Raw genomic sequence first — 25636 nt, forward strand, 5'->3', positions numbered from 1 at the left:
GTCTGAAACTTACTCGGGGGGTACGACGTTTTCGCGCGCCCGCACCGCGTCGGCGTAGGCGAGGGCGGCCTGGCGCAGAAGGTGTTCGGCGTCGGGCGACTCGGCGACCAGGCGGAGCAGGCGCGAGCCGACATCATCGCCGGTGGGCAGCGGCACATCGAGGCCGGCTCGTCGCGTACGGGAAAGGATTTTGGCGCTCAAAGCCAGAGCCGGCTGGGAGAGGGCGACGCCGTCGAGCACGGACTGGCGGGATTTCTCGGCTTTCTTGATGCGTTCCCAATTGGCGGTGATCTCTTCGATGCCGTCCACCGCCTCACCGGCGAAGACATGCGGATTACGGCGGATCATCTTCTCGACGAAGCCCCCGGCGACGTCGTCGATGCTCCAGCGCTCGTCCTCGGGATGCTCCTCGGCCAGGCGGGCATGAAGGAGAATTTGCAGGAGTACGTCGCCGAGCTCCTCCCGGAGCGCATCGGTGTCACCGGCCTCGATGGTGTCGTAGGCCTCGTAGCTCTCCTCGAGAAGGTAAGGCGCCAGGGTCTGGTGGTTCTGCTGCCGCTTCCAGGGATCACCACCGGGCGAGACAAGCTGATCCATGACCGCGACGGCGTCGAGAAGCCGGGCGCCGGGCGGATCCCAGGAGCCGTACATGAGCTCAAGCTCGGCCAGCCCGGGCTCACGAGCGAGACGAAGCCCAAGCATACGGGCAAAGCTCTCGTCCCCATCCGGCCCCGCGAGCCAGACGACAGCGCTTCGCTCGTCCACCCCGCCCGGCTCCCCGTCGTGCCCCACCACCCGCTCGCCGCCAGGTCCGACCAGCCGCTCGCCCGCAGACCCCGGCCTCCGCTCGCCATCAGGTCCGACCACCCGCTCGCCAGCAGACCCCGGCCTCCACTCGCCGCCAGACCCCGACTCCCACTCGCCGCCAGACCCCGAACCCTGTTCTGCGACCGGCATTTCGGAAATGTCCGAAGAGGAAGGGAGTGTGGTTTCGGCGAACGCGGGATTCGGCGTCACACCCCCGGAGGCAGAATCCGGCGTGATGCTCGCGGAGGTGAGGTTGAGCGCGTTGCCAGTGGAGGTGGACGCGGTCCCCGCAGGCACAGGGTTGGCCGCGACGCTCGCAGAGGAAGGGGTGGCCCCGACGCCCTCAGGCGCAGGGGCGGACCCGACGCCCTCGGACGCAGGGGTAGACGTAATCCCCACCGAGGCGGGGGCCGGCGCGGCACCCGTCGAGGCGGAGGTCGGCGCGGCACCCGTCGAGGCGGAAGATGACGCGGCACCCGCCGAGGCGGAGGCTGGTGCGGCACCCGCCGAGGCGGAGGTTGGTGCGGCACCCGCCGAGGCGGAGGTTGGTGCGGCACCCGCCGAGGCAGAGGCTGGTGCGGCACCCGCTGAGGCGGAGGCTGGTGCGGCACCCGCCGAGGTGGGGTTCGGGGCGGGGCCCACCGAGGTGAGGGCGATAGGGGCGCCCAGGAAGGTGGGGACGCCGGTCGGTGAGGCGGTGACGCCCAGGGTGGCGAGCAGCGTCTCCGGGCTGGGGTCGATGACCGTTACCGGGACGCCGCTTGCTCGTAGGGCCGCGGCCTGGGGGGACTCCGCGGCCGTGAAAACCGGGTGGGTGCGGACGGTGTCCCACGCGGCGGCTGTCAGTAAACCCGCTGGTAGGCGGGGGGACGTGACGAGCAGGATGATCCGAGCGGTCATGCCGCCAACTCTGCCAGCGGGTCAGGGCAGGTCGGTCACGGGGGCACCGGCGTCGGCCGCGCCCAGGGGGACCGTGACCAGCGGGCGGAGTTCGCCGTTCTGGGTCTGGAAGTCGAGGACCGAGATCTGCAGCGGCTGGTAGCGGGGGTTGACCTTGATCTTCAGGTCGCCGGCGGCCGAGGCCACCTCGTTGCGGACCGCGGCCGAGGTGGAGACCAGCTGCTGGTTTTCGGCCGGCAGCTGGGTTTTGAACTGGTCGTACGTCATGGCCGGGTCGACCTCGCCGGCCGCCTTCAGCGTGTCGTACACGGTGCGCAAGTCGTCGTCGCCGGGCCGGGCCGACGCCGAGCCGGCGCGCTCGCGGAGCAGGCGGATCAGCGCGTCCGACTCGGCGTAGAGCCGCACGTACTCCGCCTGCTCCGGCAGTTTCAGCTGGGTCGCGTAGTCGCCCAGCGGCAGGTTCGTCGGCAGCGTGACGTTCTCGTTTTTCGCCACCTGGCTCATCACGTCGACGCTGACCAGCGCCTTCACGATGTCGCCGCGCGAGATCGGCACGGCGCCCTTGGCCCCGGCGTCGGTCAGCGCGGTCTGCGCGTCGTCCCAGATCTGCTGGACGCGCTTCTCGGTGATGCGGCCGGAGTCCCCCACGTACGCGGCCACGGAGGGCTCGCTGCGGCAGGCGGAGAGGCCGGCCACGGTCAGGGACGCGACGACGGCCATGGATGCGAGTCGGCGGGCACGCTGCATGGCCAAGACTCTCTCACGCCTCGTATGACCCACGTCACCCGCCCCGCCGATACATCACACCTTTGCCGGCACGGGCTCTCCCAGGACGTCGGTCAGGAGCTGGGCGCACCACTCGAGCAGGGCCTGGTCGCGCAGCGGCTCGCCGCCCAGACGGCGGGTGCTCGGGCGGGGCACGCTCACCTGGTCGTTGGCCGGCTTGTAGACCGAGTCGGGGTGGTAGCGCTTCAGGCGCATCTGCTTCGAGTCGGGCAGGGGCAGCGGGGAGAAGCGGATGTGCTTGCCCTGCATCGAGACGTCGGTCAGGCCGTACTGCCGGGCCCGCTGACGGAAGCGGGCCACCGCGATCAGGTTGGCCACCTGGGCCGGCGGCTCGCCGTAGCGGTCGGTCATCTCGGCCACGACCTCGCGCAGCTTCTCCTCGTCGCGGGCCTCGGCCAGCTTGCGGTACATCTCGAGGCGCAGGCGCTCGACCGCGATGTACTCGACCGGCAGGTGCGCGTCGACCGGGAGATCGATCTTGACCTCGGGCTCCTCCTCGGGGCGTTCGCCCTTGAAGGCCTGTACCGCCTCGCCGACCATCCGCACGTACAGGTCGAAGCCGACGCCCTCGATGTGGCCGGACTGTTCGCCGCCGAGCAGGTTGCCGGCGCCGCGGATCTCGAGGTCCTTCATGGCCACGTACATGCCGGCGCCGAGCTCTGTGTGCTGGGCGATGGTGGCCAGGCGCTCGTGGGCCTGCTCGGTGAGCGGTTTCTCGCCCGGGTAGAGGAAGTAGGCGTACGCTCGCTCCCGGCCCCGGCCGACCCGGCCCCGGATCTGGTGGAGCTGGGCCAGGCCGAGCAGGTCGGCCCGCTCGACGATCAGCGTGTTGGCGTTCGGGATGTCGATGCCGGACTCGACGATCGTGGTGCAGACCAGGACGTCGAACTCCTTCTCCCAGAAGCCGACCATGACCTTCTCGAGCTGTTCCTCGCTCATCTGGCCGTGGGCCACCGCGACCCGGGCCTCGGGGACCAGCTCGCGCAGCTTGCGGGCCGCCTTGTCGATCGACTCGACCCGGTTGTGCAGGTAGAACACCTGGCCGTCGCGGAGCAGTTCGCGGTGGACGGCCGCGGCCACCTGCTTCTCGTCGTGGGCGCCGACGAACGTGAGCACCGGGTGGCGCTCCTCGGGCGGGGTGGCGATGGTCGACATCTCACGGATGCCGGTGATCGCCATCTCCAGGGTGCGCGGGATCGGCGTGGCCGACATGGTGAGCACGTCGACCGAGGCGCGCAGGGCCTTGAGCTGTTCCTTGTGCTCGACGCCGAAGCGCTGCTCCTCGTCCACGATGATCAGGCCGAGGTTCTTGAACTTGGTCGAGTTGGCCAGCAGCCGGTGGGTGCCGATCACGATGTCGGCGGTGCCGTTGGCCGCCTGTTCGAGGGTCAGCCGGGCCTCGGCCGGCGTCTGGAAGCGGGACAGCTGCTTGATGGTGAGCGGGAACTGCGACATGCGCTCGGTGAACGTGTTGTAGTGCTGCTGGGCCAGCAGCGTGGTCGGCACGAGCACGGCCACCTGCTTGCCGTCCTGCACGGCCTTGAAGGCGGCCCGTACGGCGATCTCGGTCTTGCCGTAACCGACGTCGCCGCAGATCAGCCGGTCCATCGGAACTGACAGTTCCATGTCGTGCTTGACCTCGGAGATCGCGGCCAGCTGATCGGGGGTCTCCTGGTACGGGAAGGCGTCCTCCAGCTCGCGCTGCCAGGGCGTGTCGGGGCCGAAGGAGTGGCCCTGGGAGGCCTGCCGCGCCGCGTACAGCTGGATGAGCTGGGCCGCGATCTCGCGGACCGCCTTGCGGGCGCGGGCCTTGCTCTTCTGCCAGTCGGCGCCGCCCATCTTGTGCAGCGCCGGCGACTCGCCGCCGACGTAGCGGGACAGCTGGTCGAGCTGGTCGGTCGGCACGTAGAGCCGGTCGCCGGGCTGGCCCCGCTTGGACGCGGCGTACTCGAGCACGATGTACTCGCGGTCGGCGCCGTTCACCGTGCGCTGCACCAGCTCCACGTACCGGCCGATGCCGTGCTGCTCGTGCACCACGAAGTCGCCCGGCTTGAGCTCGAGCGGGTCGATCGTGTTGCGCCGCCGCGAGGGCATCTTGCGCATGTCCTTCGTGGACGCGCCGCGGCCGCCGGTGATGTCGTTGCCGGTGATCACCGCGAGCTGCGAGGTCTCGTCGATGAAGCCGTGGTTGAGCCCGCCGCAGGTGACGATCAGCTGTCCGGGCTCGATCGGCTCCTGGAGGGAGTCGGCCGGGGTGACGCCCAGGCCGGCGTCGCGCAGCACCTCGGTGGCGCGCTGGGCGGTGCCGTGCCCCTCGAAGACCAGCGCGATGGCCCAGCCGGCGGCGGACCAGTCGTGCAGGTCGGCGGCGAGCTTGGCGGTGTCGCCGTGGTAGAGCGGCACGGGCTGCGCGGCCAGCGCGATGGCGTCACCGGCGTCGGGCGTGACCTCGACCGCGGGCGTCTCCAGCCACGGTTGGTCATCGACCGAGGCGTCGGAGGACTCGACCAGGCCGAACGGCGACACCGTCCACCAGGGCTGACGCAGGGTCGCGGCGTGGGCCCGTACATCGGCAAGGGTTTTGAAAGCCGCGGCGCCGACATCGATCGGCGCCTGGCCACCGACGGCGGCCGCGGCCCAGGAGGCTTCCAGGAATTCCGCTGATGTACGGGTGAGGTCGTGCGCCCGCGTGCGGATGCGCTCGGGATCGCAGAGCAGCACGTGCGTGTCGGCGGGCATGCAGTCGAGCAGGAGCTCCATGCTGTCGGTGCCGTCGAGCAGCGCCGGCGCGAGGGACTCCATTCCTTCGACCGGGATGCCTTCGGCCAATTTGTCCAAGATTTCCGACAGTTCGGGATGTTCAGCGGCCAGCGCGGCCGCTTTCGCGCGGACCGGCGGCGTCAGCAAGAGCTCACGACAAGGGGGCGCCCACAAACGCTGAACCGGGTCGATGGTGCGCTGGTCGGCGACGGCGAAGGTGCGGATCTCCTCGACCTCGTCGCCCCAGAACTCGACCCGGGACGGGTGCTCGTCGGTGGGCGGGAAGACGTCGAGGATGCCGCCCCGGACGGCGAACTCGCCGCGCTTGGTGACCAGGTCGACCCGCGCGTACGCCATGTCGGTGAGGCGGCGGGCGACCCCCTCGAGCTCGGCCTCGCCGCCGGTGGTGAGCTCGACCGGCTCGAGATCGCCCAGGCCCTTGAGCTGCGGCTGGAGCACCGAACGGACGGGCGCCACGACGACCTGGATCTCCTCGCCGGCCGCCGGGTGGGCCAGGCGGCGCAGCACGGCCAGGCGACGGCCGACCGTGTCGGAGCGCGGGGAGAGCCGCTCGTGCGGCAGCGTCTCCCAGGACGGGTAGACCACGACCCGGTCGGCCGGCAGCAGGCAGCCGAGCGCGTCGGCCAGGTCGTCGGCCTCACGGCTGGTGGCGGTGACGGCCAGGACCGGGCGGCCGGCGCTGCCGGCCACCGTGGCGACCAGGAACGGCCGCAGCGAGGCGGGCGCGGTCAGATCGAGCGAATCGGAGTCGACGAAGCCCTTACGCGCCAGGTCACGGGCGCGCGCGAGGCCACGGTCGCGGAGGGCGGCCGGGATCAAACCGGAAAGCTGCATGACGGAGTTCCCCACGTCGAATAACCCCAACGCCCAGGAGGGGCGGGGGTACGCCGACAAGTCTAGTCCGCGGGTCCGACATTCGATGGACGCACAATATGTCCGACAAATCTGTCTATGCCGGGAGAAGGCTGAGCGAGCACAACTCTCAGGGAGGCCAACGTGCGAATCCTCCTGCTCGTTACGGCGTTCAACGGCCTGACCCAGCGTGCCTGGTGCGCCCTGCGCGAGGGCGGACACGATGTCGGTGTGCAGCTCGCGACGAGCGCGGCCGACATGATCGAAGGGGTCCGGCGGGCCGCCCCCGAGCTCATCATCTGTCCCTTCCTCAAGGACCGGGTGCCGGCCGAGATCTGGCGGCACTGGCGCACCGTGATCATCCACCCCGGCCCGGTCGGCGACCGCGGCCCGTCCTCGCTGGACTGGGCCATCGCCGAGGGCGCCCGGTCGTGGGGCGTCACCGCGCTCCAGGCCGTCGAGGAGATGGACGCCGGGCCGGTCTGGGCGACCCGGACCTTTCCCATGCCGGCCACCCCGCCGCGCAAGTCGTCGCTCTACAACGGGCCGGTGGCCGACGCGGCCATGGAGTGCGTCCTCGAAGTCGTGGCCAAGGCGGCCGCACCCTCCTTCACCCCCGCGCCGCAGGACACGGGTCGTCCCCGGCCTCTGATGACCCAGGACGACCGCGCCTTCGACTGGAGCGACCCGACCGAGCGGATCCTGCGGGCGATCCGGGCCGCCGACGGCGCGCCCGGGGTGCGCACGGAGGTCGGTGGCCTGCCGGTCTTCGCGTACGACGCCACGCCGGGCCTCGGCCGCCGCGCCGACAAGCCGGGCCAGATCCTGAGCCGCCGGCAGGGCGCCGTCCTCGTCGGCACCGGCGACGGCAGCATCTGGCTCGGCCATCTGCGAGCGGCCGACCCGGCACACCCCCGGGCCCGGATCAAGCTGCCGGCGACGACGCTGCTCGGTGCCCGCCTGCGCGGGGTGCCGCACTCACCCCTTCCGGTCGGCGCCGAGCCGGAGTCCCCGGCCGCGTACCGGCAGGTGCGCTACCGCCGGACCGCGCGCGTCGGCTGGCTCACCTTCGACTTCTACAACGGCGCGATGGCGCCCGGGCACTGCCGCCGTCTGCTGGCCGGGCTGCGGTACGCGGCCGCGCAGGACACCGGCGTGCTGGTGCTGCGGGGCGGGACCGACGCGTTCAGCAACGGCATCCACCTCAACGTCGTCGAGGCCGCGCCCGACCCGGCCGGCACGGCCTGGGCCAACATCCGGGCGATCAACGACGTGTGCCGGGAGATCATCGGCTGCACGCGGCAGGTGGTCGTCGCGGCGTACGCCGGAAGCGCCGGCGCGGGCGGGGTGATGCTCGGTCTCGGCGCCGACATCGTGGCGGTCCGCGAGGGGATCGTCCTCAACCCCTATTACGACATCGGGTTGTACGGGTCGGAGCTGCACACTTTCACGCTTCCCCGCCGGGTCGGGGCCGACCGGGCCCAGCAGCTCGTCGAGGGCAAGCTGCCGGTCAGCGCGGCCCGGGCGGTCACCCTCGGGCTGGCCGACGAGGCCGGCCCCCGGCACCCCGACGCGTACGGCGAATGGCTGACCGCCCTGGCCGAGCGCGAGAGCGACCCGCGCACCAGCCGCCGTCGCCGCCAGGCGAAGGCGCGCCGCCTGGCCGCCGAGCGCGTGCCGCTGGAGGTCTACGAGGCCCGTGAGCTGGCCGAGATGAGCCGCGACATGTTCGCCGACCGGTTCGGCTTCGCCGCCGCCCGGCACGCCTTCGTGCACAAGACCCGCCCCTCGGACACCCCCGCGCGGCTCCAGTTCGAGCCGGTCGGCCGGCCGCGCCGCCGCCTTCTGCGCCCCGCGATCCCGGTCTCGGCCTGATCCCGGTTCCATTCCGGCAAGAGGAGGTGAGACTTCCCTCAGTTTGCCCGGCGCTGGGGTGGCGCCGATACGATCGGCGAAGTCGGGACAGCGCTGTCCTGGAGCACCTTGAGGCGAAGGAGCGCCCCCCGATGACAGACCAGCATGGCCACCTCGATCCCGAAGGTCCTGACGCGGCCCTACGCGCGGACATCCGGAGGATCGGCACGCTTCTGGGCCAGACCCTGGCTCGCCAGGAAGGACGCCCCCTGCTCGACCTGGTCGAGGAGGTACGCGCCCTGGTCCGCCAGGACGCACAGGCCGCCGCCGACCGCCTCGCCGCGATGGACATCACCACCGGCACCAAGCTGGCCCGCGCGTTCTCCACGTACTTCCACCTGGCCAACATCACCGAGCAGGTGCACCGGGCCCGCGACCTGCGCCGGCGCCGCGCCCGCGACGGCGGCTGGCTCGACCAGGCGGCCAAGCTGATCGCCGAGAAGGGCGTGCCGTCGGACGAGGTGGCCGCGGCCGCCCGCCGGCTCGCGGTGCGCCCGGTCTTCACCGCGCACCCGACCGAGGCGTCCCGGCGCTCGATCCTGTCGAAGCTGCGCCAGCTGGCCGACACGCTGGACGCCGAGGCGTCGGACGCGATCCTGTACGGCCAGGCCGACACCACCGCCTCGACCCGCAAGTTCGCCGAGCTCATCGACCTGCTGTGGCAGACCGACGAGCTGCGGCTGGACCGGCCGGAGCCGACCGACGAGGCCCGCAACGCCGTCTACTACCTGCGCGACCTGTACGCCGAGGCCGCCCCGCAGGTGCTCTCCGACCTGGCCGAGACGCTGCGCCAGCTCGGCGTCGAGACCGCGCCGACCTCCCGGCCGCTCACCTTCGGCTCGTGGATCGGCGGCGACCGCGACGGCAACCCGTTCGTCACGCCCGCCGTCACCCGCGACGTCCTGCTGATCCAGCACGAGCACGGCATCCAGGCCACCGAGGCGGCCATGGACCAGCTCATCGACGTGCTGTCGGTGTCGCGCCGGCTGCGCGGGGTGTCGCTGGACCTGTCGGCCTCGCTGGCCAAGGACCTGGACAACCTGCCCGAGGTGGCGCCCCGCTTCCGCCGGACGAACGCCGAGGAGCCGTACCGGCTCAAGGTCCGCGCGATCAAGGCGAAGCTGGCCAACACCCGCGAGCGCCTGCGCAACGGCACCGCCCACGTGCCCGGCCGCGACTACCTGGGCAGCGACGAGCTGATCAGCGACCTCGAGCTGATGCGGGCCTCGCTGGCCCGCAACTCGGGTCAGCTCACCGCGGTCGGCGTGGTCGCCACGACCATCCGCACGGTGTCGGCCTTCGGCCTCCAGCTGGCCACGCTCGACGTGCGCGAGCACGCGGAGAAGCACCACGAGGTGCTGCAGCAGATGTACGCGCAGGTCGGCGAGGTCGATGACTACGCGGCGCTCGACCGCTCGGACCGGACCAAGCTGCTCGCCACCGAGCTGGGCGGCCGGCGGCCGCTGGCCAGCGCCGACACCCCGCTCACGGACTCGGCCCGCAAGACGTTCGACGTGTTCAACACGATCCGCGAGGTGCAGGACCGCTTCGGCGCCGACGTCATCGAGACGTACATCATCTCGATGACCCTGGGTGTCGACGACGTGCTGGCCGCGGCCGTGCTGGCCCGCGAGGCCGGCCTGGTCGACATCCACACCGGACGGGCGCGGGTCAACATCGTGCCGCTGCTGGAGACGCCGGCCGAGCTGGACGCGGGCGGCGACCTGCTGGACGAGATGCTGTCGCTGCCGGCCTACCGCGAGATCGTCCGGGCCCGGGGCGACGTGCAGGAAGTCATGCTCGGCTACTCCGACTCGAACAAAGAGGGTGGCATCACCACCAGCCAGTGGGGCATCCACAAGGCGCAGCGCAAGCTGCGTGACGTGGCGGCCCGGCACGGCGTGCGCCTGCGGCTGTTCCACGGCCGGGGCGGCACGGTCGGCCGTGGTGGCGGTCCCACGCACGAGGCGATCCTGGCCCAGCCGTACGGCACGCTGGACGGCGCGATCAAGGTGACCGAGCAGGGCGAGGTCATCTCCGACAAGTACACGATCCCGGCTCTGGCCCGGGAGAACCTCGAGCTCACGGTGGCCGCGGTCCTGCAGGCGACGCTGCTGCACACCGAGCCGTCGGTGGACCAGGAGCGGTTGGCCCGCTGGGACGCGACCATGGACTGCGCCTCGGACGCGGCCTTCCGGACGTACCGCAGCCTGGTCGAGAACCCGGACCTGCCGGCCTACTTCTGGGCGGCCACGCCGACGGAGCTGCTGGGCGCGCTGAACATCGGCTCCCGCCCGTCGAAGCGGCCGAACGCGGACGCCGGCCTGGGCGGCCTGCGGGCGATCCCGTGGGTGTTCGGCTGGACCCAGACGCGGCAGATCGTGCCGGGCTGGTTCGGTGTCGGCTCCGGCCTCAAGGCGGCCCGCGAGGCGGGCAAGACCGAGGTTCTGGCCGAGATGTACGGCGACTGGCAGTTCTTCAAGACGTTCCTGTCGAACGTCGAGATGATGTTGACCAAGACCGACCTGTCGATCGCCAAGCGGTACGTGGAGACGCTGGTCCCGGATCACCTGCACCCGATCTTCGAGACCATTCAGGCCGAGTACGAGCTGACGGTGCGCGAGGTGCTGGCCATCACCGGCACGTCGGCTCTGCTGGAGGGGCAGCCGGAGCTCAAGCGCACGCTGGGCGTCCGGGACACGTACCTGGAGCCGCTCCACCACCTCCAGGTGGCGCTGCTGCGGCAGTACCGCGACCTGAACGAGGCCGAGCGTCAGCTTCAGGTGGGCCCCGGTGCGCGGCGGGCCCCGTCCGACTCGACGGCCCTGGAGCGCGCGCTGCTGACCTCGGTCAACGGCATCGCGGCCGGCATGCGTAACACCGGCTGATCTTCAGAAAGGCGATGGCCGGGCACCCCCGCGGGGGTGTCCGGCCATATTTACATGGGTAACTTTCCATGCCATGGTGGGAGCGCTCCCAACCCCCTCACTGGAAGCGAATCCCCATGCGAAAACTCATCCTGGCCGGAGCGGCCCTGCTCGCGGCCGCCGCGACCGTGCTGGTCGCGGCCCAGCCGGCCAGCGCCGCGACCGCCGCCTTCACCGTGGTCAGCTCGTGGAACAACGGCTACCAGGGACAGGTCGCGGTCACCAACAACACGTCGTCGACGATCACCACCTGGCGGGTCGAGCTGACCTTCCCCGCCGGCACGACCGTCGCCCAGTCGTGGAACGCCACCCAGTCCGGCACCGTGTTCACGCCCGTGAGCTGGAACGGCACCCTGGCCCCGGGCGCCTCGGCCAGCTTCGGCTTCATCGCCAACGGCTCCGGGCGGCCGACCGCCTGCACGATCAACGGGGCCTCGTGTGACGGCTCGGCTCCCCCGCCGACCACCCCTCCGCCGACCGGCTCCACCCCGGTGGCGATCAACGGCCAGCTGCGGGTCTGCGGCGTGCACCTGTGCAACTCGTCGGGGCAGACGATCCAGCTCAAGGGCATGAGCACGCACGGCCTGCAGTGGTTCGCCGACTGCTACAACGACGCCTCGCTGGACGCGCTGGCCACCGACTGGCAGGCCGACCTGCTGCGGATCTCGATGTACGTGCAGGAGCAGGGCTACGAGACCAACCCGTCCGGCTTCACCTCGCGGGTCAACAGCCTGGTCGACGAGGCCGCCGAGCGGGGCCTCTACGCCATCGTCGACTTCCACACGCTGACGCCGGGCGATCCCAACTACAACCTGGCCAACGCCAAGACGTTCTTCGCCAACGTGTCGGCCCGCAACGCCGCCAAGCCGAACGTCATCTACGAGATCACCAATGAGCCCAACGGGGTCAGCTGGGCCGGGATCAAGTCGTACGCCGAACAGGTCATCCCGGTCATCCGGGCCAACGACCCGGACGCAGTGATCATCGTGGGCACCCGCGGCTGGTCGTCGCTCGGCGTCTCGGACGGCTCGACCTCCAGCGAGATCGTGGCCAACCCGGTGAACGCGTCGAACATCATGTACGCGTTCCACTTCTACGCGGCCTCGCACAAGGACAACTACCGGGCCGAGGTGCAGCGGGCGGCCGCCTCGCTTCCGCTGTTCGTCACCGAGTTCGGCACCGTCACCTACACCGGCGGCGGCGCGGTCGACCTGGCCAGCACGGGCACCTGGCTCGATCTCCTCGACCGGCTCCAGATCAGCTACGCCAACTGGACGTACTCGGACGCCGACGAGAGCAGCGCCGCCTTCAAGCCGGGCACCTGCGGCGGCCCGACCTACGCCGGCACCGGCGTTCTGACCGAGTCGGGAACCTACCTGCGCAACCGCATCCGCAACTCCTGACCTTCAGGGCTCCGGGCGTTCTCGCCCGGAGCCCTTCTGTCTGACCTGCGTGTAGCATTAGCTTGTATAACAATTAATGATCTTGGCAGGTACGGGCATGACGGTGATCGAACGCGAGGCCATGAGCCCCGCCCAGATCCGGCTTTCGTCGACACTTCTGGTGTCCTCGCTGATCGGGCGGCTGCCGCAGGCCATGTCCTCGCTGGCGCTGCTGCGCGTCGTGCTCGACGCCGGCGGCTCCTACGCCTTCGCCGGCGCCCTGACCTCGATCTACATTCTCGCCGGTACGGTCGGAGCGCCGCTGATCAGCCGCACGATCGACCGCACCGGGCGCGCGCGGCCGACCCTGCTCGGCGCGGCCGTCGCGTCCGGGCTCGCCTTCCTCGGCATCGCGGTGACCGCACCCGGCCACCACCTGGCGGCCGTCGTGTTCACCCTGATCGCCGGCCTCGCCGCGCCGCCGCTCGAGCCGGTCCTGCGCAGCCTGTGGCCCCGCGTCATGCGCCCCGGCGCGCAGCTCACCAAGGCGTTCAGCGCCGACGCGGCCGTACAGGAACTGATCTTCGTCCTGGGTCCGCTCGTCAGCGCGATCAGCATCGCCGTGCTGGGCGCGCCCGGCGCGGTCGCCGTCATGGGCGTCCTCGGGCTGGCCGGCACCGCGCTGTTCTGCCGACACGGCCTCCTCGAACGCACGGCACCGGTGCCGCACACCGGCAAGCGCGGTTCGCCGCTGCGGTACGCGGCCATCCGAACCCTGGTCCTGACCCAGGTCGCGGCCGGCCTCCCGGTCGGCGTCCTGGCGATCACGGCCACCGCCCACGCGACCAGCGCCGGCAACCCGGCCCTGTCCGGCTGGGGTCTGGCGGTCAACGGCATCGGCGCGTTCGCCGGCGCCGTCCACGTCAGCCGCCGTCCCTTCCGGACGGCTCCCGAGCGCCTGGTTCGCCCCGCGCTCCTGCTGGTCGCTCTCCTCTACGCGCCGACCGCGTTCGTGCAGACGCCACCCGCGTACTGGCTGACCGCCGCCTTCGTCAGCGGGATCTGCCTGGCGCCGTACCTCACCCTGATCTTCCGGGCGACGGAGGCGAGCGCCCCGGCCGCGCTGGCCACCGAGGCCAACGCGTGGATCGTCAGCGCCTTCAGCGTCGGCATCGGCGCCGGCACGTACCTGGCCGGCCTGCTGACCGACCATGGCGGTTTCACCGGCACCACCGTGGCCGTCCTCGGCGCGTCGGCGGTCGCGGCCCTGGGAACGCGGTTGCCTACCATACGGTGACTATGACCGACCGCCTCTCCTTCCTGGCGGCGCCGCTCGCCCGCGACGCCGGCGTGCCGCTGCGCGTCCAGGTGCACAGCCGCATCCTCGACGGCATCCGCACCGGCGTGCTCACCCCCGGCTCGATGATCCCGACCGAGACCGAGATCGGCCGCCTGCTCGGCGTGAGCCGCACGGTCGTCCGCGAAGCCCTGATGCTGCTGGACGAGGACGGCTTCATCGTCTCCCGCCGCGGCATCGGCCGGTTCGTGGCCGACGCCGTCCCCGAGGCCGGGCTGGAACGCCTGCGCCCGCTGGAAGATCTGCTGAGTGTGCCCGGCAGCGTCCTGGAACTGCGCCGCACCCAGGCCGAGCTGCAGGAGACGACCTCGACCTACATAGCCGAGGAGCTGTCGATCCCCGCCGACTCGGCGGCGTGGTTCTTCGAGACGGTCGTACGGCGGGACGGCCAGCCGATCGCCCTGAGCCAGGAACACCTGCCGGCCGACGCCCCGCTCGACTCGCTCTCCCCAGGCGAGACGGCGCTGTCCGCCCTGCTCGACCGCCTCGGCTCCGGGGTCGTCCGTTTCACGGCCGGCCTGCTCGGTGAGTCACGGGCGGCGCCCCTGGACGCGGACCCCGGCGAGCCCGTCCTGATCGTCACCCAGACGGCGAAGATGGACGGCCGCCCCATCTACCTCGCGAAACACATGCTGCGGGCGGGCGCCGGCCAGCTTTCCGTTCGCCAGCCCGGCCAGTAACCGCCTTGCCATACTCGGTTCATGATCCGATCGGCGCTGCTCGCCGTCGCCCTGAGCCTCGGCCTGGCCGCCTGCGCCTCGGAAAACAGTCCCGAGCCGGCGCCATCCCCGTCGCCGTCGCCGTCGATCGGTCTGACCGAGATCCTGGCCGGCGAAGGAATCACGAACGACCTGGTCTCGCACGCCTTCAACGACGGCGTGGTCCAGGTCGTCGTCCGGGGCGCCCGCGCGACCATCGACGAGCGGCTGCGCCTGTGCGACCGCCTGGCTGACGAGTTCCGCGACAACCCGGCCGTCCACCAGATCCTCGTCACCGCGGCGCCGGCCGCCGCGCTGGTCCACTGGAACGCCCCCGACGCACACTGCACGGCCGACCGCACCTGACCACGGGTGTCGGCTCTCGGCCCGGACAGCGGCCACACCGCGCACGGATCGCAGCCCGCGTCGCCCTTGTGCAGCAACGCCTCGAAGAAGCCGGTCGCCGCTCGGTGCTCAGTTCGGGAGGGAGCGCCACAAACGCGTCGGCGATCAGTCCCCATCGCGGCGCCGAATTTTCGCCGGCGATCTTCGGGGCTCATGCGGGCCGGCGCTACCGCCACCGGCCGCACCCTGGATCACGGGAGGCCGAGGACGGGCCTGCACTCCTCGACGCCGGTGAGGGTGATGTCGGGGCGGCGGTGGGTGAGCCAGGCGGCGCGGGTCAGGCGCCAGCGCTGCAGTTCGGCGGGCTCGCCTCGGTGGGTGGCCCAGTCGGAGCCGTTGCGGGTGTAGCCGAGAGATTCGGAGATCCGGTTGGAGGCGTGGTTGTCGGTGAAGGCGTCGCTGGCCGCCTCGCGGGCGCCGAAACCGTCGAAGGCCAGGTGCAGGATCGCCGCGCGGGCCTGTTTGCCCAGGCCTCGGCCCCGGGCGGCCGGGGCCAGCCAGGAGAACGTGGTCACCGTGCCCAGGGCCGCGAAGTCGCGGCCGACCAGGTCCTGCATGCCCAGTGGTTCACCGTCGGCGACGATCACGAAGTAGAGACGCCAGTAGTCCGCGCTGACGCGGGAGCGGCCCGACCAGATGCGGCGGAGCCAGTTCCATTCGCGGGCGGGGCTTTCGTCGTACAGCGACATCGGGTCGTCGAACGGCAGTGGGGTGCCCTCGGTGACCACTCCGGCCCGGACGATCGGCGCCAACCGGTCTAGGAGGTCGTCGGTGGCGGCGGCCAGGGTGAGCCGCGGGGTGTGTACGGCCAGGTTCAGTGGTGGGTACGTGGACGGCACCAGCGCACCGTACCCCGAACCTGAGAGTGGGCTGAGAGACCCTGTAGGCGCTCTCAGGGTTCCTCCGGATCCGGTCGGGTGCGCGGGCTTCCTAGGCTGAGGCCGTGACCATCATCGCGACACAGTCATTGACGAAGACGTACGGGGGCGGGGTGACCGCTCTCGGCGATCTCACCGTCGACGTCGAGGCGGGCGTGATCGGGCTGGTCGGCGCCAACGGCGCCGGGAAGAGCACGTTCATCAAGATCATGCTGGGGTTGATCGCCCCGACCAGTGGGAGCGTGCGGGTGTTCGACCTCGATCCGGTCGTGCAGACCGATCAGGTGCGGGCGCGGGTCGGCTACATGCCGGAGAACGACTGCCTGCCGCCGGACGTGTCGGCGGCCGAGTTCGTCACGCACCTGGGCCGGCTCAGCGGGCTGCCGAAGACGGCCGCGCGCGAGCGGGCCTCCGAGACCCTGCGGCACGTCGGCCTCTACGAGGAGCGTTACCGGCAGATCGGCGGCTACTCCACCGGCATGAAGCAGCGGGTCAAGCTGGCCCAGGCGCTCGTGCACGACCCGGACCTGCTGCTGCTCGACGAGCCGACCAACGGCCTCGACCCGGCCGGCCGCGACGCCATGCTCGCCCTGGTGCACCGGATCGGCACCGAGTTCGGCATCTCCGTCGTCGTCTGCTCCCACCTGCTCGGTGAGGTCGAGCGCATCTGCGACTCGCTCATCGCCATCGAGGGCGGCCGGCTGCTGCGCGCCGACCGCATCTCGGCGATGACGGCGGCCTCCGATGTGCTCGCGGTGGAGGTTTCCGAGGGCACTGATGAACTGTTCGACGCCCTGACGCAGTTGCGGCTCGCCGTGACCCGCGAGGGGCGGCAGCTGCTCGTCCCGCTGGAGTCGGAGAGCTCGTACGACGAGATCCTGCGCGCCGTCGCCGAGCTCGACCTGCCGCTGCACCGCCTGGACCAGCGACGCCACCGGGTGGCCGAGCTCTTCACCACGAAGGAGACGGCCGATGTCTGACGCCGGCGTCATTCACGACATCGGATACCAGCGGTACGAGGGCCCGCGTCTGGGCCGGGCCGCGGTGTTCGGCGCGCTGTACCAGCACGGGCTGCGGGCCGCGTTCGGGATGGGCCGCTCCATCAAGGCCAAGATCTTCCCGTGGCTGGTGGTCGGCATCGTGCTGCTGGTCGCGGTGATCAACGCCGCCGCCCGGGCCCAGTTCGACGTCATCCTGTTCGACTACTACGAGTTCGACGACACGATCAGCTGGCTGATCATCTTCTTCGTGGCGATCGTCGCGCCGGAGCTGATGTCGCGGGACATGCGGGCCGGTGTGCTGCCGCTGTACTTCAGCCGGCCGCTGCGAGCCTCCGACTACGTGGGCGCGAAGGTCGCCTCGCTCGTCACCGCGGTGTTCCTGCTGCTCGGCGTGCCCCAGTTCATCATGTTCCTGACCGCCGCCTTCACCATCGACGGCGGGATCAGCAAGGTCTGGGAGGAGTTCTACGGCGCGCTGCTGCCCGGTTGGGCGTACAGCCTGCTGTGGGCCGTGCTCTTCGCCGCGATCAGCCTGCTGATCGCCTCGCTGACCGGCAAGCGCGCGTTCGCCGCCGGTGGCATCGTCGCCTTCTTCCTGATGACCACCCCGGTGGTCGGCGTGCTGAGCATCCTGCCGTCGCAGACCGCACAGGAGCTGGCCGGCCTGGTCAGCCCGATGACGCTGATCAGCGGCGTGCAGATCTGGCTACGCGACGGCGTGGACCTCGGATTGGACGTCGGCCGCTTCGGCCCGATCTACGGCATCGAGGCGTTCTGCCTGCTCGCTGCCGCCCTCCTGCTGTTGCTGGCCCGCTACCGGAAGGTGGCCGCGCTGTGAGCGTCGTCGAACTTCAGAACGTCTCCCGCTGGTACGGCAACGTGGTCGCGGTGAACGACATCAGCATGACCCTCCAGCCCGGCGTGACCGGTCTGCTGGGCCCGAACGGCGCGGGCAAGACCACCGTGCTGCACATGATGGCCGGCTTCCTCGCCCCGTCGAAGGGCGCCGTCACCATCGACGGCGCGCCGACCTGGCGCAACCCGGGCGTCTACCGCACGCTCGGCCTGGTCGCCGAGCGGGAGGCCGTGCACGGCTTCCTGACCGCCCGCGAGTTCGTGGTGGCCTGCGCCAAGATGCAGAAGCTGCCCGACCCGGCCGGCGCCGCCACCCGCGCGCTGGAGCTGGTCGAGATGACGAGCGCCCAGGACAGGCGGATCGACACCTTCTCCAAGGGCATGCGCCAGCGCACCCGGGTGGCCGCCGCCCTCGTGCACGAGCCGCAGGTGCTGCTGCTCGACGAGCCGTTCAACGGCATGGACCCGCGGCAGCGCATGCACATGATGGAGCTGCTGCACGGGCTGGGCGACCGGGGCCACACGATCCTGTTCAGCTCGCACATCCTGGAGGAGGTCGAGCAGCTTTCCGGCCTGGTCCAGGTGATCGTCGCGGGCCGGCTGGCCGCCTCCGGCGACTACCGGCGGATCCGCCGGCTGATGACCAACCGCCCGCACGTGTTCGCCGTGCAGAGCTCCGACGACCGCCGGCTGGCGGTCGCGCTCATCGGGGAGAAATCGGTGAGCGGGGTGGAGATCGAGGCGGGCGGCTTGACCGTACGCGCCTCCGACTACGGCAGCTTCACCCGCGCGCTGCCGCGCATCGCCCTCGGCGAGGGCATCCGGCTGCGCAAACTGCTGCCGTCCGACGAGTCGCTGGAGAGCGTCTTCTCCTACCTGCTGGAGGCATGATGTCCACGGTCGCCTACATCACCGCCCGGGGCCTGTTCGGCCGCCGCCGGGCGCTGCTCCTGCTGCCGCTTCCCCTGCTGCTCATCGGTCTCGCGCTGATCTGCAAGGCGTACGACGTGAGCCCGTCGGACTGGGGTCAGCCGGTCGTGGTCGGGCTCGGCCTGGCCGTCGTGCTGCCGGTGACGGCCCTGATCGTCGGTACCGGGGTGCTCGGCTCCGAGGTCGACGACGGCACGATCATCCACATCCTGACCAAGCCGCTGCCACGCCGCGACATCATCCTGGCCAAGCTTCTGGTGGCGGCCGGGGTGACGGCGCTGACGGCCGCGGTCCCGCTGTTCGTGGTGGGCGCACTGGTCGAGTCGGTGAAGTTCGGTTTCGCCCTGGTGATCGGCTCGGTGGCGGGCGCGCTCGCGTACTCGGCGCTCTTCCTGCTGCTGAGCCTGCTGACCCGCCGGCCGGTGCTGGTCGGTCTCGCGTACATCCTGGTCTGGGAGGGTCTGCTCGGCCGTTTCATCACCGGCACCCGGGTGCTCTCGATCGAGCAGTACGTCATCGGCATCGCCGACAAGATCGCGCCGAGCTATGTGCTCGAGGGCAAGGTGTCGCTGCCGGTGGCCGTCGTGATGAGCCTGATCTTCCTGGTCGGCGGCACGCTGTACGCGATCAACCGGCTCGGTTCCTTCAGCATGGCGGGCGAGACCAGCTGAGGTAAGGCCGGCCGAAGTATGGCTGAACGGGCCACTGCGGACGGTGACGGTCATCGTTTGGATGTGTTGCGTGATCGCTCCCGCGCCAGCATCCGCACCATCGCGATGGCCGCGCGTCCTCGGTGGCTTCGTCGTCCTGGCCGTCCTGGCCGCCGCCGCTCTGCTGGTCTACGCCAAGTGGCGCGAGCGCGACGACGGTGAAGTCCTCACCACCGAGGGCGGCCAGCTCAACATCGCGGTGGTCGACGGCCGGTTCATCTTCCGGGTGACGGCCGTGCGCTGCCGGGTCGGCTCGCTCGGCGAGGGTTCGGTCGACCTCGAGCCCAAGGGTTCGTTCTGCCTGGTCGACATCGTCGCCCGCAACGGCTCCGCCAAGCCGGTCACCTTCGACGGCACGGCCCAGAAGGGGTACGACGCGGCCGGCGCCGAATACTCCACCGACATGCAGGCCGAGGTCATCGTCAACCCCGACCGGAACTTCGTCGACCCGATCGCCCCCAGCGCGGAGGCGAGGGGGACGCTGGTCTTCGACCTGCCGAGGGGCGGGACCTTGGCGTCGGTGGTGCTGCACGAGTCGTTCCACACCACCGGCGCCAAGGTCGCCCTCACTTAGCGGCGCCCACCAGTTCCGGGGTCTGCTCGCGGGTGACCAGCTTCTCGCCCTCGATGTCGACGTCGGGCAGGGCCCGGTCGAGCCAGCGCGGCAACCACCAGGCCGACCGGCCGAGCAGCGAGAGCACGGCGGGCACGATAGTCATCCGCACCAGGAAGGCATCGACCGCGACGCCGAAGGCGAGCGCGAAACCGAGCGACTTGATGATCGCGTCGTCGGCCAGGATGAAGCCGGCGAAGACGCTGATCATGATGAGGGCGGCCGCCGTCACCACCCGGGCGCCGTGCTTCACGCCGGTGATCACCGCCTCGTCCGGGGACGCGCCGTGCACGAACTCCTCGCGGGCCCGGGTGACCAGGAAGACCTCGTAGTCCATGGCCAGGCCGAACAGCACGCCGATCAGGAAGATCGGCATGATGCTGACGATCGGCCCGGTGCTGTCGAGCCCGAGCAGCCCGGAGAGCCAGCCCCACTGGAAGACCGCCACCACCGCGCCGAACGTGGCCGCCACCGACAGCAGGAAGCCCAGCGTGGCCTTGACCGGCACGGCGATGCTGCGGAAGACCAACATCAAGAGCAGGATCGCCAGACCCACGACCACGGCCAGGTACGGGATGAGCGCGTCGTTCAGCTTCTCCGACACGTCGATGTTGACGGCGGTGGTGCCGGTGACCGCCAAGGTCGCCCCCGGCACCGAGTGGTCCCGGATCGCGGTCACCAGATCCTGGGTCGCCGCGCTGCTCGGCCCGCTGCCCGGGATCACGGTCAGCAGGGCCGTGTCGCCGGCCTTGTTCACGGTCGGCGGGGTCACCGCGACGACGTCGTCCAGGCCGCCGATGACCTTGGTGGCCTGCTGGGCGGCGGTCGTGGCCTGACCGGCGGCGGCCTCCACGACGACGATCAGCGGCCCGTTGAAGCCGGCCCCGAACCCCTCGGCGAGCTGGTCGTACGCCTTGCGCTGGGTCGAGTCGACGGCCGCGGTGCTGTCGTCGGGCAGGGCCAGCCGCAGGCTCGTGGCCGGGACGGCGATCAAAGCCAGCACGCCGGCCGCCAGCAGCAGGGCCGGTACCCGGCGGCGGACCACGAGCCGGGCCCAGCGTTCGCCGAACGTCATGCCGGTGCTGACCCGGCGGCGCTTCCGGGCCAGAATCTTGTCGCCGGCGAAGCCGAGCAGCGCCGGCAGCAGGGTGAGGGTGATCAGTACGGCGACCGCCACGGTGCCCGCGGCGGCCAGGCCCATGCTGGTGAGGAAGCCGATGCCGACCACCGACAGCGCGGCCAGCGCGATGATCACGGTGAGGCCGGCGAAGACGACAGCCGAACCGGCGGTGCCGATCGCGCGGCCGGCCGCCTCTTCCTTGTCACGGCCCTCGGCCAGCTCGTGGCGGTAGCGGGAGACGACGAACAGCGCGTAGTCGATCCCGACGGCCAGGCCCAGCATCGTGGCCAGGGCCGAGGTCGAGCCGCTGAGGTCGAAGAAGCCGGTGGCGATCTGGATGCCGAGCATGCCCACGCCGACGCTGAGCAGGGCGGTGAGCAGCGGCAGCCCGGCCGCGACGAGCGCCCCGAACGTGATGACCAGGACCACCGCGGCCACCACGACGCCGATCGCCTCGGTGGCGCCGCCGGCCTCGGCGGCCTGGGTGGCGGTGCCGCCGTACTCGACCTCGACGCTGGCCGTCTCGGCGGTCTCCCCGGCCGCGTACAGGGCCTCCCGGTCGTGCTCGGTCAGGTCGCCCGGGCGACCCTGTACGTGACCGTCGTGTACGCGGTCTGCTTGTCGGCCGAGACCGTCGGCTCCCCGACGGCGGCGACCTCGGGCGCGCCGCGCAGCGCGGTCACCGCCCGCTTCAGCGCGGCCTGCTGATCGGTGTCGGTCAGCGTGCCGGCCCCGCCGACGGTGAAGACCACCTGGGCCGACGCGGTGTCCCCGCCGCCGCCCATCTTCTCCTTGATCACCTCCAGGGCGCGGGACGACTCCGTACCGGGAATGGAGAAGGCGTTGCTCGTCGGGCCGGACAGAGTGGCCGCGCCGACGCCGAGGAGGGCGAACAGCAGCAGCCACATGACGGTCACCCGGCGCCGCCGCCGGAACGAGAACCGGCCGAGCCGGTAGAGGAGAGTCGCCACCTGAGATGTCCTCCGAGAGGTAGAAGAAGTGACCTCTCCAAGGTCGCGGGAAGCGCGCGGAATAGCGTCGTCCGAGCGCGGTCGGCCGGTACCGCGTCCGCGGTATTTCGGTTCTCCGGTGGCTACTACGCGGAGACGACGCCGGGGCGGGACGGCGGCGCCTACCGTCGAGGGCGATGATGACCGAAGTCGAGGCGTGGGCGCGCCGGCGCCAGACCCTGCTGTGGGATCTGCTCATCGCCGTCCTGCTCGGCTGGGCCACGATCAAGCTGGAGGAGGCGCAGGGCGAGCGGCGCTACGTCCTGCTCACCACGATCGCCGTCGTGGCGGTGTTCGCCCGCCGCCGATGGCCGCTGCCGACCCTCGCGGTGGTCACCGTGGCCACCCTGGTGACCATCGCCGTCAAGGCGCCCTCGGGCGGTCTGCTCCTGGCGGCCGGCGTGGTCATGTACGCGGTGCCGTTCCGGCCGCGGGAGTACGCCTGCGCGGTGTCGGCGGCGATCTTCGTGACCGGGCTGATCGCCGACACCCACAGCTGGTGGAACATCCAGTCGCTGGCCGCCTTCTCCTGGATCTTCGGCGGCGCCGGGCTCGGCCTCGGTGTGCGCTCCCGGCGGGCGTACATCCTCGAAGTGACCGAAAGGGCCCGCCAGGCGGAACAGACCCGCGAGGAGGAGGCCCGGCGGCGGGTGATGGACGAGCGGCTGCGCATCGCGCGCGAGCTGCACGACGTGGTGGCCCACCACATCGCGGTGATCAGCGTCCAGGCCGGCGCGGCCGGGCACGTGCTGCAGAAGCATCCCGAGCAGGTCTGGCCGGTGCTCGGGCACATCCGCGACGCGGCCGACACCGTGCTCCGCGAGATCCAGTCGGTGATCGGCGTGCTGCGCGACCCGGACGAGGCCGACACCACCGAGCCCACCTCCGGCCTCGACCGGCTCCCGGACCTGCTGAGCGGTCTGGGCACGGCTGGTTTCCGCGTACGCCTCTCGCGCAATGGCGAGCCAAGGGCCTTGCCCGCGATGACGGACCTCGCCGCCTACCGGATCGTGCAGGAAGCCCTGACGAACGCCCATCGGTACGGTGACGGCTCGGCTTTTCTGGACATTTCGTATGAATCCCATGCGATCACCCTCGACGTCACCAACACGATCGTCCCGTACCGGGTGAACACCCGCTCCGGCTCCGGCTTCGGCCAGATCGGCATGCGGGAACGGGCCGCGGCCGCGCACGGCACCCTGACCACCGGGCCGGACGGCGACGGGCGCTACCGGGTGCACGCCGTGCTGCCCTTGAAAGGACACACCGTTGACCATTCGCGTGCTGCTCGCTGACGACCAGGCGCTGATCCGGGCCGGCTTCAAGATGATCCTCGACGCCGAGGACGGGCTCGAGGTGGCCGGCGAGGCCTCCGACGGCAAGGAGGCGGTCGAGCTGGCCCGCTCAGCCCGCGTCGACGTCGTGCTGATGGACATCCGGATGCCGCACATGGACGGCCTCGAGGCGACGCGGCGCATCTGCGCCGACGACCATTTGGCAGGCGTACGGGTTCTGGTGCTCACCACGTTCGAGAACGACGACAACGTCGTGCTCGCCCTCCAGGCCGGCGCCAGCGGCTTCCTCGGCAAGAACGTCGCCCCGGCCGACCTGGTCACCGCGATCCGCGTGGTGGCCGGCGGTGAGGCCCTGCTCTCCCCGCGGGCCACCCAGGGCCTGGTCGGCCGCTTCCTCGACCAGCTGCGCCCGCCACCGGCGCAGGCCCTGGCCGCCCTCGACGTCCTCACCGACCGCGAACGCGAGGTCCTGGTGCTGGTCGCGCACGGGCTGTCGAACGACGACATCGCGGCCCGCCTCTACGTCTCCCCACTGACCGCCAAGACCCACGTCAACCGGGCCATGGCCAAGCTGAACGCCCGCGACCGGGCCCAACTGGTCGTGCTGGCCTATCAGAGCGGCCTGGTCCGGCCGGGCGACCCGCTCCCCTAAAGATCCAGGACTATGTCGCCCCGGGGTCGCGACGAGCAGATCAGGACGTTGCCCTCGGCCGGCGGATCGACCGGGTCGGTGGTGTAGGTGACCTCGCCCGACAGCAGGCCGGACTCGCAGTTGTGGCAGACGCCGACCCGGCACGACCAGCGCACCGGCACGTCGCACGCCTCGGCCAGCTCGAGCAGGCTGGTCCCGTCGCCCGGCCAGGGGACGGTGAGGTCGCTGCGGACGAAGGACACCGACGGCCCGGTGCCCGGCTCCCCGTCGGGCGCGTGAGGCGGCCGGGACGGCTTGGCCCTGATGCCGGGGGTCAAGGCGGCCCGCGCGCCGAAGACCTCGGTGTGAACCTTGCCGGCCGGGAAGGCGGCGGCGACGGCCTCCTCCATGGCGGTCGGGACGCAGAGGTAGACGTCGGCGTCGGGCGGCAGATCGAGCGTGCGCAGCAGAGCGGGCGTCAGGTGGCCGACGACGTCGTAGTCGGTGTCCTGCGGCCGGGGGCGGCTGTAACAGACGTACGACCGGGCCTGGGGTAGTTGCGCCAGCAAGGCGGCGGCCTCGGCGGCGAAGGGCCGCTCGTCGCCGTTGCGCGCGGCCTGCACCCACCAGATCCGGCGGGTGGACCGCTGCTCGGCCAGCGCGTGCAGCATCGCCAGTACCGGCGTGGCGCCGACCCCACCGCTGATCAGCACGACCGGCGACGATCCCGGCGCCAGGACGAAACTCCCGCGCGGCGCGGCGACGTCGACGGTGTCGCCGGCACGCAGGTGGGTGTGCAGATATTCGCTGCCCACCCCGTGCGGCTCGCGTTTGACACTGATCCGGTACGCGGCGTCGCCCGGCCGCCCGGAGAGCGAGTAGCTGCGGACGAGCCCGGACCGCAGCCGTACGGTCAAGAACTGCCCGGCGAGCGCGGCCGGCAGCGGAACGCCGTCCGGATCGGCCAGCCGCACCGAGGTGATCGTGCTGCTCTCCCGCTCGATGGCGGTCACCCGCAACGCCCGGAACCCGGCCCAGGCCGGCGGCGGCGCGGCGCCGGCCAGCCCGGCGTTGCCACCCGCCGACTCCGGCTGGTCGAGCATCGCCCGGAACGACCCCTGCCAGCCCGGGCTGAGCGCCGGGATCCGCAGCGCCCGCTCGATCGTCGCGCGGTCGTGCCCCGGCAGATAAAGCAGCCCGTCCACTTCGGACACGGTGAGCCCTTCCGGCCCGTCGGCGACCTTGACGATCTCGTCGCCGGCCCGGACCTCGCCCTCCTCGAGCACCCGGAAGTAGAACCCCGGCCGCCGATGCTGAACGAGCAGCGCGGGCATCCGCGGCTCGTTCATCCGGATCCCGACCCGGTAACAGGTCACCCGCGGCTGCGTGACCTCGAACAGCGCCGCCCCGATCCGATACCGGTCACCGATGTGCACCTCGTCGTCGGCCAGCCCGTCGACCGTGAAGTTCTCCCCGAACTGCCCGAACTCGAAGTCGTCACGACCCAGGAAATCGCGCCAGTACTCGTACGACTCGAGCTGGTACACGAACACGGCGCGCTGCTCCCCGCCGTGCCCGCCGAGATCCCCCTGCCCATCCCCGTCGATGTTGAGCCGCCGCACCATGGCCGCCCCGTCGACAGGCGACTTCCAGACCCCCGTGTGAACGGTCCGCCCCCGCCACACGACATCCTTGGGCAGGCCGACGTTCACCGATCGCAGCATCGCCATCTCCACATCTTGCGACCCTCCGAGCCTGTTCACGCCGGTGACGCCTGTCACTCG

At 71.2% G+C, this 25636-nt stretch carries 17 protein-coding genes and 2 pseudogenes; 13 read left to right on the plus strand and 6 right to left on the minus strand.

All coding sequences use genetic code 11. From position 1 onward, the window contains the following. Positions 1 to 9 precede the first annotated feature (9 nt). The 3 genes and pseudogenes from ACGFJ7_RS09675 to mfd all read right to left on the minus strand — a co-directional run. A pseudogene (locus tag ACGFJ7_RS09675) lies at positions 10 to 756 on the minus strand (MazG family protein); the annotation flags it as partial. Between the two features lie 972 nt (positions 757 to 1728). Then, a complete protein-coding gene (locus ACGFJ7_RS09680) occupies positions 1729 to 2427 on the minus strand; it encodes a hypothetical protein (protein ID WP_360245170.1) in 699 nt (232 codons plus the stop codon). 81 nt (positions 2428 to 2508) lie between these two features. Further along, positions 2509 to 6108, minus strand: coding sequence for a transcription-repair coupling factor (mfd, locus tag ACGFJ7_RS09685; protein ID WP_360246516.1), 3600 nt, complete (start codon positions 6106 to 6108; stop codon positions 2509 to 2511). 162 nt (positions 6109 to 6270) lie between these two features. On the opposite strand from mfd, the gene ACGFJ7_RS09690 reads away from it, so the two are divergent. The 6 genes from ACGFJ7_RS09690 to ACGFJ7_RS09715 all read left to right on the plus strand — a co-directional run bounded on the left by ACGFJ7_RS09690 (position 6271) and on the right by ACGFJ7_RS09715 (position 14770). Next, entirely contained in the window at positions 6271 to 8001 is a 1731-nt protein-coding gene (locus tag ACGFJ7_RS09690) for an enoyl-CoA hydratase-related protein (RefSeq protein ID WP_392641804.1), read from the plus strand. A gap of 131 nt (positions 8002 to 8132) precedes the next feature. Next, positions 8133 to 10928 carry a phosphoenolpyruvate carboxylase gene (gene ppc / locus ACGFJ7_RS09695; protein WP_360245176.1) on the plus strand — a complete coding sequence of 932 codons (2796 nt, stop codon included), beginning with the start codon at positions 8133 to 8135 and terminating at the stop codon, positions 10926 to 10928. Between the two features lie 116 nt (positions 10929 to 11044). Further along, positions 11045 to 12370, plus strand: a complete 1326-nt coding sequence (locus ACGFJ7_RS09700) for a cellulase family glycosylhydrolase (RefSeq protein WP_392641807.1) — start codon at positions 11045 to 11047, stop codon at positions 12368 to 12370. 97 nt (positions 12371 to 12467) lie between these two features. Continuing rightward, entirely contained in the window at positions 12468 to 13646 is a 1179-nt protein-coding gene (locus ACGFJ7_RS09705) for an MFS transporter (RefSeq protein ID WP_360245182.1), read from the plus strand. 2 nt (positions 13647 to 13648) lie between these two features. Then, positions 13649 to 14386: a GntR family transcriptional regulator gene (locus tag ACGFJ7_RS09710; RefSeq protein WP_360245185.1), complete on the plus strand. Its 738-nt coding sequence runs from the start codon at positions 13649 to 13651 to the stop codon at positions 14384 to 14386. A 21-nt stretch (positions 14387 to 14407) separates the two neighbouring features. Then, positions 14408 to 14770, plus strand: coding sequence for a hypothetical protein (locus tag ACGFJ7_RS09715; protein ID WP_392641809.1), 363 nt, complete (start codon positions 14408 to 14410; stop codon positions 14768 to 14770). A 230-nt stretch (positions 14771 to 15000) separates the two neighbouring features. Here the strand turns inward: ACGFJ7_RS09715 and ACGFJ7_RS09720 are convergent, their stop codons facing one another. Further along, complete coding sequence (locus ACGFJ7_RS09720; RefSeq protein ID WP_392641811.1) at positions 15001 to 15648, minus strand: GNAT family N-acetyltransferase; 648 nt, start codon at positions 15646 to 15648, stop codon at positions 15001 to 15003. A gap of 104 nt (positions 15649 to 15752) precedes the next feature. Here ACGFJ7_RS09720 and ACGFJ7_RS09725 point away from each other — a divergent pair, with 104 nt between their 5' ends. From ACGFJ7_RS09725 to ACGFJ7_RS09745, 5 genes are all read left to right on the plus strand, one after another. Continuing rightward, complete coding sequence (locus tag ACGFJ7_RS09725) at positions 15753 to 16667, plus strand: ABC transporter ATP-binding protein (RefSeq protein WP_360245194.1); 915 nt, start codon at positions 15753 to 15755, stop codon at positions 16665 to 16667. Then, complete coding sequence (locus ACGFJ7_RS09730) at positions 16660 to 17526, plus strand: ABC transporter permease (RefSeq protein ID WP_360245197.1); 867 nt, start codon at positions 16660 to 16662, stop codon at positions 17524 to 17526. Before ACGFJ7_RS09725 ends, ACGFJ7_RS09730 begins: the two co-directional genes overlap by 8 nt. Then, on the plus strand, positions 17523 to 18434 hold the full coding sequence (locus ACGFJ7_RS09735) for an ABC transporter ATP-binding protein (RefSeq protein WP_360245200.1): 912 nt from the start codon (positions 17523 to 17525) through the stop codon (positions 18432 to 18434). The genes ACGFJ7_RS09730 and ACGFJ7_RS09735 overlap by 4 nt, the downstream gene beginning before the upstream one ends. Next, complete coding sequence (locus ACGFJ7_RS09740) at positions 18434 to 19144, plus strand: ABC transporter permease (RefSeq protein ID WP_360245203.1); 711 nt, start codon at positions 18434 to 18436, stop codon at positions 19142 to 19144. The genes ACGFJ7_RS09735 and ACGFJ7_RS09740 overlap by 1 nt, the downstream gene beginning before the upstream one ends. Before the next feature lie 70 nt (positions 19145 to 19214). Continuing rightward, positions 19215 to 19757, plus strand: a complete 543-nt coding sequence (locus ACGFJ7_RS09745; protein WP_392641814.1) for a DUF4352 domain-containing protein — start codon at positions 19215 to 19217, stop codon at positions 19755 to 19757. On the opposite strand, the pseudogene ACGFJ7_RS09750 reads toward ACGFJ7_RS09745, so the two are convergent. Next, positions 19750 to 21887, minus strand: a pseudogene (locus ACGFJ7_RS09750) (MMPL family transporter). The gene ACGFJ7_RS09745 and the pseudogene ACGFJ7_RS09750 sit on opposite strands and share 8 nt — an antisense overlap. A gap of 176 nt (positions 21888 to 22063) precedes the next feature. On the opposite strand from ACGFJ7_RS09750, the gene ACGFJ7_RS09755 reads away from it, so the two are divergent. Further along, positions 22064 to 23221, plus strand: coding sequence for a sensor histidine kinase (locus ACGFJ7_RS09755; RefSeq protein ID WP_392641816.1), 1158 nt, complete (start codon positions 22064 to 22066; stop codon positions 23219 to 23221). Further along, positions 23196 to 23873, plus strand: a complete 678-nt coding sequence (locus ACGFJ7_RS09760) for a response regulator (protein ID WP_392641818.1) — start codon at positions 23196 to 23198, stop codon at positions 23871 to 23873. Before ACGFJ7_RS09755 ends, ACGFJ7_RS09760 begins: the two co-directional genes overlap by 26 nt. Here ACGFJ7_RS09760 and ACGFJ7_RS09765 read toward each other — a convergent pair. Next, positions 23870 to 25582, minus strand: a complete 1713-nt coding sequence (locus ACGFJ7_RS09765) for an MOSC domain-containing protein (protein WP_392641820.1) — start codon at positions 25580 to 25582, stop codon at positions 23870 to 23872. The two genes, ACGFJ7_RS09760 and ACGFJ7_RS09765, sit on opposite strands and share 4 nt — an antisense overlap. Positions 25583 to 25636: the final 54 nt, after the last annotated feature.

Origin of the sequence: Actinoplanes sp. NPDC048988, from assembly GCF_043197815.1 — a bacterium.
Taxonomy (GTDB): Bacteria; Actinomycetota; Actinomycetes; order Mycobacteriales; family Micromonosporaceae; genus Actinoplanes.